General features: G+C 66.8%; 8 protein-coding genes. 4 read left to right on the top strand and 4 right to left on the bottom strand.

The window, feature by feature from the left end; translation table 11 throughout:
- Positions 1 to 754: LysR substrate-binding domain-containing protein (locus ABZW74_RS22930; RefSeq protein WP_355279633.1), on the bottom strand; the 754-nt coding region annotated here is incomplete at its 3' end.
- 135 nt (positions 755 to 889) lie between these two features.
- Here ABZW74_RS22930 and ABZW74_RS22925 point away from each other — a divergent pair.
- From ABZW74_RS22925 to ABZW74_RS22915, 3 genes are all read left to right on the top strand, one after another.
- Positions 890 to 1,477, top strand: a complete 588-nt coding sequence (locus tag ABZW74_RS22925; RefSeq protein ID WP_240856985.1) for a peroxiredoxin — start codon at positions 890 to 892, stop codon at positions 1,475 to 1,477.
- A gap of 11 nt (positions 1,478 to 1,488) precedes the next feature.
- Positions 1,489 to 2,022 (top strand): alkyl hydroperoxide reductase, encoded by a 534-nt coding sequence (locus ABZW74_RS22920; protein WP_355279630.1) that lies wholly within the window; start codon positions 1,489 to 1,491, stop codon positions 2,020 to 2,022.
- A 219-nt stretch (positions 2,023 to 2,241) separates the two neighbouring features.
- Positions 2,242 to 3,105 (top strand): DUF4190 domain-containing protein, encoded by an 864-nt coding sequence (locus ABZW74_RS22915; protein ID WP_355279627.1) that lies wholly within the window; start codon positions 2,242 to 2,244, stop codon positions 3,103 to 3,105.
- 82 nt (positions 3,106 to 3,187) lie between these two features.
- Here the strand turns inward: ABZW74_RS22915 and ABZW74_RS22910 are convergent, their stop codons facing one another.
- Entirely contained in the window at positions 3,188 to 4,417 is a 1,230-nt protein-coding gene (locus ABZW74_RS22910) for an aminotransferase class III-fold pyridoxal phosphate-dependent enzyme (RefSeq protein WP_240856982.1), read from the bottom strand.
- 92 nt (positions 4,418 to 4,509) lie between these two features.
- On the opposite strand from ABZW74_RS22910, the gene hrpA reads away from it, so the two are divergent.
- The gene (gene hrpA / locus ABZW74_RS22905) at positions 4,510 to 8,445 is read left to right on the top strand and encodes an ATP-dependent RNA helicase HrpA (RefSeq protein WP_355279625.1); all 3,936 of its coding nucleotides are present in this window, start codon (positions 4,510 to 4,512) and stop codon (positions 8,443 to 8,445) included.
- Here the strand turns inward: hrpA and nrdR are convergent.
- Both nrdR and ABZW74_RS22895 read right to left on the bottom strand, forming a co-directional pair.
- Positions 8,419 to 8,919 carry a transcriptional regulator NrdR gene (gene nrdR, locus ABZW74_RS22900; protein WP_240856980.1) on the bottom strand — a complete coding sequence of 167 codons (501 nt, stop codon included), beginning with the start codon at positions 8,917 to 8,919 and terminating at the stop codon, positions 8,419 to 8,421. The genes hrpA and nrdR overlap by 27 nt on opposite strands.
- A 100-nt stretch (positions 8,920 to 9,019) precedes the next feature.
- Positions 9,020 to 9,332, bottom strand: a 313-nt coding sequence (locus ABZW74_RS22895) for a LysM peptidoglycan-binding domain-containing protein (RefSeq protein WP_355279621.1), incomplete at its 5' end; no start/stop codon positions are given.

Genomic DNA, 9,332 nt, shown 5'->3' with positions numbered 1-9,332 from the left:
CCGTCTGCGGTATCAAGGTCACACCGAGACCGCCGGTGACGCAATGCACCGCCGTTGCGAGGGAGGCGGCCCGCGTGTGCCCGAGATCGGGCCGCACGCCGGCGATCCGGCACACCTCCAAGGCTTGATCACGCAGACAGTGACCTTCGTCGAGCAGCAACAAGGGCAGGTCGGCGAGCGCGGCCGGATCCACCCGCTTACGGCCTGCGAGTGCGTGGTCGGCCGGCAGCGCGAGGACGAAATCCTCGTGGTACATCGGAATCTCGGCCATTCCGGGGATCTCGGCGGGCAGCGCGAGAACCGCCGCGTCAAGGCTGCCCTCGCGTAGCTGATCCACCAGTCGTGCCGTCTGGTCTTCGACGACGCGAAGGGTCAGTTCGGGTCGCTGCTGTGCCAACCCCCGGAGAACGGTCGGCAACACGTAGGGCGCAACGGTCGGGATGAATCCGAGTCGCACAGTGCCGCTGAGCGTTTCGCCGACGCCGGACACCGCGACCAAGAAGTCGTCGACGGATTCGATCACCGCGATCGCTTTCGGAAGGAGTCGCTCCCCCTCGGTGGTGACGAACACTCGCCGCGTGGTCCGCTCGATCAGAGTGACCCCGAGACCGGTCTCCAATGCAGCCAGCGCCTGCGACAGTGAGGGCTGGCTCACACCCAGATCGCCTGCGGCCGCGCCGAAGTGGCGGCGTCGGGCCAAAGCCACAAACGCTCGCAGCCCGGCCACTGACGGCTGATAAGTTCGATCGGTCATACCTATTAGTCTAGTGCTACTCATCACGTTTCACTTTCACTGAAATTCCGGCACGATGGTACTCGTCAGTAACACGTAACGACTTCGCTCGTGGGGCCGAGCATGTGCGCCACGACACAGGAGGAGCGAAAGACCATGGCATTGCTCACAATCGGAGATCAATTTCCGGCCTACAATCTGACGGCCGTGATCGGGGGCGATCTCTCGAAGGTGAACGCCTCGGCACCCGACGACTACTTCACCACCGTTTCCAGCGACGATCATCCCGGCAAGTGGCGGATCGTCTTCTTCTGGCCCAAGGACTTCACCTTCGTCTGCCCGACCGAGATCGCCGCGTTCGGAAAGCTGAACGACGAGTTCGCCGACCGTGACGCCCAGGTACTCGGCGCATCGGTGGACAACGAGTTCGTCCACTTCCAGTGGCGTGCCCAGCACGAGGATCTCAAGACGCTGCCGTTCCCGATGCTGTCCGACCTCAAGCGCGAACTCGCCACCGCAGCAGGTGTTCTCAACGCCGACGGTGTCGCCGACCGGGCCACCTTCATCGTCGACCCGAACAACGAGATCCAGTTCGTGTCGGTCACGGCGGGTTCGGTGGGCCGCAACGTCGACGAGGTGCTGCGCGTGCTCGACGCCCTGCAGTCCGACGAACTCTGCGCCTGCAACTGGCGCAAGGGCGATCCCACCATCAACGCCGGCGAGCTGCTCGCCGCAGGCGTCTGACAGGAGACGACATGAGTATCGACAATCTCAAGGAAGCCCTGCCCGAGTACGCGAAGGACCTCAAGCTCAACCTCGGATCGATCAGCCGCACCACTGTGCTGAACGAGGAACAGCTCTGGGGCACCCTGCTGTCAACCGCAGCGGCAACCCGTAATGCCAAGGTGCTCAGCGAGATCGCCGACGAGGCGGCCGATACGCTGTCGGCCGACGCGTACAACGCGGCCCTCGGCGCAGCGTCGATCATGGGCATGAACAACGTCTTCTACCGTGGCCGCGGATTTCTCGACGGTCGCTACGACGATCTGCGCCCCGGACTGCGGATGAACATCATCGGCAACCCCGGCGTCGACAAGGCCCTTTTCGAACTGTGGTCGTTCGCCGTGTCGTCGATCAATGGCTGCGGCCACTGCGTCGCGGCTCACGAGAACACACTGCGTGAAGCGGGTGTCGAGCGTGAGGCGATCCTGGAATCCCTGAAGGTCGCCTCGATCGTCGCCGGTGTCGCGCAGGCCCTCACCACCACCGAGGTCCTTGCCGGCGTCTGAATCACCGCACACCGCACGGTCGACAAGTGACAGCGGGGGCCCCGGTCTCGAATCCACGAGACCGGGGCATCATTGCTTTGATGTCGACCGTGCGGCGGACACCGATCCGCGGCAGCGCATGACAGACTGAGAAGGATTTCTGTGCGACGATCCACGGTGCGAGCGTGATCTCGCCGGCACGGTGAGACGCGCAGGCATGCACAGAGAGGACTGGTACTGGTGACCTACCCGAACGATCCGGGCAATCAGCACTGGAATCAAGGGCGTCCGCCCACCGGTCCCGGCGGTTCACCGCATCCGTACGGCAATCAGGCACCGTACGGCAATCCACAGCCGCCGAACGATCCGTACGCCCCGACTTCCTCGTACCAGCAACCCGATCCGTACGGCTATGTCGCTCCGGGCTATCCGGGTTACGGGCAGCAGCCTCCCGGGTACGGCGGTCCGCAACCGCAGGGCGGCACCAACGGTCTGGCGATCGCGGCGCTGATCTCGGCATTCATCGTCGCGCCGGTGGGCATCGTCCTCGGGCATTTCTCGCTGTCCGAGATCAAACGCAATCACCAGAAGGGTGGTCCGCTCGCGATCGCCGCGCTCGTGATCGGCTACCTGTTCACGGTCGTCGGTGTCGTCGCGCTGGTACTCGTTCTGACGGGCGCGATCGGATCCGGCAACGACGAGGAGTCGACCACCGCGGCCGGCAAGTCGAGCACGACGACCGAATCCACCACCGAGACAACAGAGACCACAGAAACCAGCACGACCTACTCGTACCCGTCAACCACCTACACATACTCGACGACGGCCGAACCCGGGGTGACGAGTCCCCCCGCGTACACGCCGGACCCGTCGAACACCATCGCCAACGAGATCCGCACCACCGATGTCGGCGCGTGCATCCACCGAGAGGCCAACGGAAGCCAGCTCACCGCGTTCTATCGGACGTCGTGCGGGTCGTCGGCAGCCACGGACCGGGTCTACCTGCGCACCGACAACACCAGCAGCTGCAACGGAAACTGGGTGCAGATCGGTCCGTCGTCGTACTTCCGCTACAACGTCGTCCTGTGCCTCACCCCGCTGTGATCGCCTGATCAGCCCAGTGCGGCACGCATGCGTCAACTCAGTGCGGCACGCATGCGTCAACTCAGTGCGGCGCGCATATGCGTCAACTCAGTGCGGCACGCATGCGGTCGGCGAGTTCGCCGACCTCTTCGGTGGTCATCACGAACGCGGGCGAGATCTGGAGCGCGCCCTGCCCGGCGGCGCGCCCGCTCACTCCGTGCTCGCGCAATTTCGAGATCATTCCGATTGCCTGTGTGGGGTCGGCGAGTTGGACGGCCGAGACCGCCCCGAGCCCCGTCCGCACCTCGGTCACCGAGTCCAGTTCGGCGAGCGGAGCCAGCGCCGCGGCGAGATCCGTCTCGAGGCGGGCCGCCTCGGCGAGCAGCCCCTCCCGTTCGATGATGTCGAGGTTCGCCATCGCCGCCGCCGCCGCGCCCGCGTGACCGCCGTAGGTATAGCCGTGGCGCCACCAGACCCCGCCGGCGAAGAAGGGTTCGGCGACATGCGGCGCGACGAACACCGCGCCCATCGGGACGTAACCGGAGGTGAGTCCCTTCGCCGTGGTCATCATGTCCGGCTCCAGACCGAGTCGCGACGATGCGAACCAGGAGTCGCCGCCGATGCGGCCGAACCCCGTGACCACCTCGTCGGCCACGAAGAGCACGTCATGGTCGCGACAGATCTGACGCACCTCGGTCAGGTAGCCGTCGGGCGGGAGATAGATTCCGCCGGCTCCGATGATGGGCTCGCAGAAGAATGCGGCGATCCGATCGGCGCCGAGCCGCTCGATGAGTCCCAGCAAGCTCTTCGCGTTGTCCCATTCCACGGTTTCCGCGGCCGGCATCAGCTCGCCGTAGCCTTCACGGTTCACCGGAATCCCGGCCAGTGCCGTTCCCGCAACGTGCATTCCGTGGTAGGCCTTGGTCCGGCCGACAATGATCTCCTTCTCCGGCCGCCCGCGCTCGTGCCAGTAGCGCCGGGCCAGCTTGGCGGCGCTGTCCACCGAGTCGCTGCCACCCGAGGTGAAGAAGATCTTGCTGCCCGCGACCGGCGCGATCGCGGCGAGACGTTCGGCCAGCGCCAGCGTCACATCCGACGTGAAATCGCCGAATCCCGAGTAGTGCGCGAGCGTGGAAAGCTGATCCGCCACCGCCGCGCCGATCTCTGCGCGCCCGTGACCGACGTTGGTGAACCACAGTCCCGCTGTCGCGTCGAGATACCTGTTCCCCTCGCGGTCCCAGATCCGGGTGCCCTCGCCACGCACCACAACGAACGGACCGCTCGCCCTCACCGCACCCATGTCGGCGAATCCATGCCACAACGCATCAGCCATGCCGCCAATCATGCCGGATGCCCGGCACGGCGGGACCACAACGCCCACCGACGGGCAACGGCCTGCACCGCGCTCACTATTCTGGACAGACCATGACCGCGACCCCAACCGACGCCGATCGCGCGGCCCTGCGCACCGCGCTGCGCGAACTGACCGTCGTCGACGGTCATCGGCTGCGTCGGCGCGCCGACAAACTCGGGTCGGCACCCACGTCCGACGCCTGGCAGCAGCTCCTCGGTGCGGTGCAGGCCGCACGTCGTCGAATCGACGCCCGACGAGCATCCGTGCCCGACCTCCACTTCCCACCCGAACTGCCCATATCGGCCGCCCGCGACGAGATCCGGGACGCGATCGACGCACATCAGGTCGTGGTGATCGCCGGCGAGACCGGTTCGGGTAAGACCACGCAGCTCCCGAAGATCTGCCTGGAACTCGGACGCGGTGTGCGCGGCATGATCGGGCATACCCAGCCACGCCGCATTGCGGCGAGCTCGGTCGCCCGGCGCATCGCCGACGAAACCAACACCAAACTCGGCGACGCGGTCGGGTACTCCGTGCGATTCACCGACAGATCGGGCGCCGACACCCTGGTACGGGTGATGACCGACGGGATTCTGCTGCGCGAGATCGCGGCCGATCCGCTGTTGCGCCGCTATGACACGCTGATCGTCGACGAGGCGCATGAACGCAGCCTCAACATCGACTTCATTCTCGGATACCTGCGCCGGCTGCTCCCGCGCCGCCCGGACCTCAAGGTGATCATCACCTCGGCCACCATCGAACCCGATCGGTTCGCACGGCATTTCACCACGGGCGACGCTCCGGTGCCGGTGATCGAGGTGTCGGGGCGCACCTACCCGGTCGACGTGCGCTACCGCCCACTCACCCTGCGTGAACGACCCGACAGTGGCGACGAGGGCGGCGGAGGCGAGCACGCCGACCTCGACCTGTTCCAGGGCATCGATGCTGCGATCGACGAGCTGTGGTCGACCGGCCGTGGCGACGTGCTGGTCTTCCTGCCCACCGAGCGTGATATCCGCGACGCGTCGGATGCTCTGCGGCGCAGAGCTTCTGCGGGTGCAGAGATCGTCCCGCTGTATGCGCGGCTGTCGGTCGCCGATCAACAGCGGGTGTTCGCACCCTCGGACGGACGTCGCATCGTCTTGGCCACCAACGTCGCCGAGACCTCCGTCACCGTCCCCGGCATCCGCTACGTCGTGGACTCCGGCACCGCACGCATCAGCCGATACTCGACCCGCACCAAGGTCAGTCGCCTTCCCGTCGAAGCGATCTCACAGGCCAGCGCCCGTCAACGTGCCGGACGCTGCGGTCGTGTCGCGCCCGGCATCTGCATCCGCCTCTACAGCGAGGACGACTTCGACGCACGACCGGCCTTCACCGATCCCGAGATCTTGCGGACCAACCTCGCCGCGGTCATCCTGCAGATGACGTCGCTGCGCCTTGGCCCCATCGCCGACTTCCCGTTCGTGCAGCCGCCCGACGATCGCGCGATCCGCGACGGTATGGCCGTGCTCACCGAACTCGGGGCGATCGAACAGTCCGACAAGGCAGGCGGGCCCCCGCGACTCACCTCGGTCGGCCGCTCGATGGCGCGGCTCCCGGTCGACCCTCGCATCGCCCGAATGCTGATCGCGGGACACGAACTCGGATGTCTCGACCACCTCGTCGTCCTGGCGGCCGCCCTGTCGCTGCCCGACGTTCGTGAACGGCCCGCCGATCACCGCGAGGCCGCCGACACCGCACATCGCCGCTTCGCGGTGCCCAATTCGGATTTCCTGGCCTACCTGGAGCTGTGGCGCTATCTCCAGGAGAAGCGGAATGAGCTGTCCGGCAACAAGTTTCGCAGGATGTGCGAACGCGAGTACCTCCACTATCTACGCATCCGCGAATGGCGCGATCTGACCCGTCAACTGCGCGAGATCGTCGGCGAACTCGACTGGCCGACCACGCCGACCGAACCCGACGCGGACGCCATCCACCGAGCGGTCCTGTCCGGACTGCTCAGCAACATCGCTGTGCGCAATTCCGAGGGCCGCGAATACACGGGAGCCCGCGGCACCACGCTGATGATCTTCCCGGGTTCGGCCCTTGCGCGGAAACCGCCCGCCTTCCTCATGGCCGCCGAAATCCTGGAGACCTCACGGCTTTTCGCGCACACCGTGGCCGGGATCGACCCGCTGTGGGTGGAACGGGTCGCCGGCAGCCTGGTCAAGCACACCTACAGCGAGCCGCATTGGTCGGCAAAACGGGGCGCGGCGATGGCCTACGACCGGGTCACGCTCTACGGCGTCACCCTGGTTGCTCGACGACGGGTCGTGTACGGGCCGATCGATCCGGTCACGTCCCGCGAGTTGTTCATCCGCCACGCGCTGGTCGAGGGCGACTGGCGCACCGATCACTCCTTCTTCCACCGCAACCGCGAACTGCTCGAGGCGGCCGCCGACGTCGAACACCGAGTCCGCCGACGCGATCTCGTCATCACCGAGGATCAACTCTACGATTTCTACGATCAGCGCATCGGAGCCGAGGTCACCTCGGCCCGCCACTTCGACACCTGGTGGAAGCGCGCACGCCGCGATCGGCCGGATCTGCTCGATCTCACTGCCGCCGACGTCGGCGCCGACACCTCGGTCGCCGACGCGGACTTTCCCGGCGCATGGCAACAGGGCGACGCACGACTCGAATTGCGGTACCGGTTCGATCCGGCGGCCACGGATGACGGCGTGACCGTGGTCATTCCGGAAGCACTGCTGGGCCACATCCGGTCCGCGGGCTTCGACTGGACGGTGCCGGGCCTGCGATCGGAATTGGCCACCGCGCTGGTCAAGACGCTGCCCAAGCATCTGCGCAAGACGATGTCGCCCGCCGGGCGGTTCGCCGAACTCGCTCTGTCCCAACTGAAACCACGGTCCGAACCGATCGTGTCCGGACTGGCCCGGGAGCTGACCACCATCGTCGGAACCACGGTGGCCGCCGACGATTTCGTCCCCGACCGGCTACCGGCACACCTGCGCGTGCATTTTGCGCTCGCCGATGCGACGGGCGCCATCGTCGACACCGACGACTCGCTCACCGATCTCCAACGCCGACATCGTCGGAGCACCACCCCGGAGCCGATCGTCCGGCGCGAGTTCACCGCGTGGACGGCCGACGGGATCGGTTCGCTCCCACACAGCTCGCAGGTGAAGATCGCCGGTCAAGAACTGACCCGCTACCCCGCGATCACGGCGGTGACCGACGCGACCGGCGCCTCGCGTGCCGTCGTCCGTACCGACGCGACGTCCCCGCAGGAGCGTGATCGGCTCGTTTTCGAAGGCGTCGCGGCCCTGCTCGACATCGCCATCCCGCCGCTGTCGAAGAAGGTCGTCGGCTCTCTGGCCGGGGCCGACAGACTCGCCTTGAGCCAGAGCCCCTACCGCAGGATCGAGGACCTCACCGCCGACTGCACGCGACGCGCGATCCGCGACCAGATGGCTGATGCGTCCGCCGCCGTTGCCGCCGTCCGCACTCCCGCCGAGTTCGAGACCGTGCGCGCGCGGATACAGCCGGCAGCCCTGGCCGCCGCACCCGAGTACTTCGCTCTCGCCGTGGCGACCCTTCGGGCCCTCGCCCCGGTGCGCACGCTGATCGACCAACACGCGGGTTCGGTGGCAGCCGACGACGTCGCCGAACAGATCGACGACCTGGTGTTCGACGGATTCGTCCGCGTCACCGGGCGTACTCACCTGTCCGAGTTGCCGCGCTACCTTCTCGCCGCACAGACCAGGTTGGCAACGCTGCCCGCATCGGCGGCACGCGACCAGGAAGGCGTCGCGGTCATCGACCGCGTGACCCAACGCTGGAATCAGCGTCTCGCGCAGGTGTCGGCGGCCAGGCGGGACGCGGTCAACGAAGAAGCCCACTGGCTCGTCGAGGAACTGCGGGTGGGTGTGTTCGCCCAGCGCATCGGAACCGCGTACCCCGTATCCGAGAAAAGGGCGCTACGAACCCTGGACAGACTCGGCTGACACCTTGGTATCGGCGCCATTCGTTGCGACCGAACGGCCTTGGAGGTCGTCGATCTCACGCTGGAAGTCGTCGAGCGAATCGAACGACCGGTACACCGAGGCGAAGCGCAGGTAGGCCACCTCGTCGAGGTTGCGCAGCGGTCCGAGGATCGCGAGACCGACCTCGTTGCTCGGGATCTCGGCCGAACCGCTGGCGCGGACGGCGTCTTCCACCTGTTGCGCCAACTGTGCGAGGTCGTCGTCGCCGACCTCGCGCCCCTGACATGCGCGACGGACCCCGCGCATCACCTTTTCCCGACTGAACGGTTCGGTCACGCCGTTGCGTTTCACCACGGCGAGCACCGCGCTCTCCACCGTGGAGAAGCGGCGGCCGCACTCAACGCACGCCCGACGCCGCCGGATGGCCTGCCCCTCGTCGGCGACACGCGAGTCGATGACCTTGGTGTCCTCGTTCTTGCAGAAGGGGCAGCGCATGTGATCCTCACGCCTGTCGCGGGACACGGCGGCACATGCGAGTCGTACGCCGGGTCGGTTCCCGACCGGTCCCTGTGACATCGAGGATACCGCCCGCCGATCAGCGGTACGCGGGTGTCAGCAGTGGCTGCCCGACCCGAAGTCCGCTGGACTCCAGGTCATTCAGCTCCAGAATCTCGTCGATGACCACTTGGCGCGGAACGTCCGGCGCCACCCGCGCCGCAATGGTGCTCAGCGAGTCACCCGCCCGCACGTGCGTCACCTGGGTACTCGTCGGCGACGGGGTCTGCGACTCGGCGTAGTTGTTGCCGACGATGCCGATCACCCACACCGACACCGCGAGCGCGAGACCGGCGAGCACCCCGAGCGCGGTGGCACGCCGACGCGCGTACACGGCGGATGCGGGCCGTTTG

It is taken from the genome of Gordonia sp. NPDC003585 (genome assembly GCF_040610755.1).
In the GTDB taxonomy this organism is placed as follows: domain Bacteria; phylum Actinomycetota; class Actinomycetes; order Mycobacteriales; family Mycobacteriaceae; genus Gordonia.
This window is presented reverse-complemented; position numbering and strand designations above follow the sequence as displayed.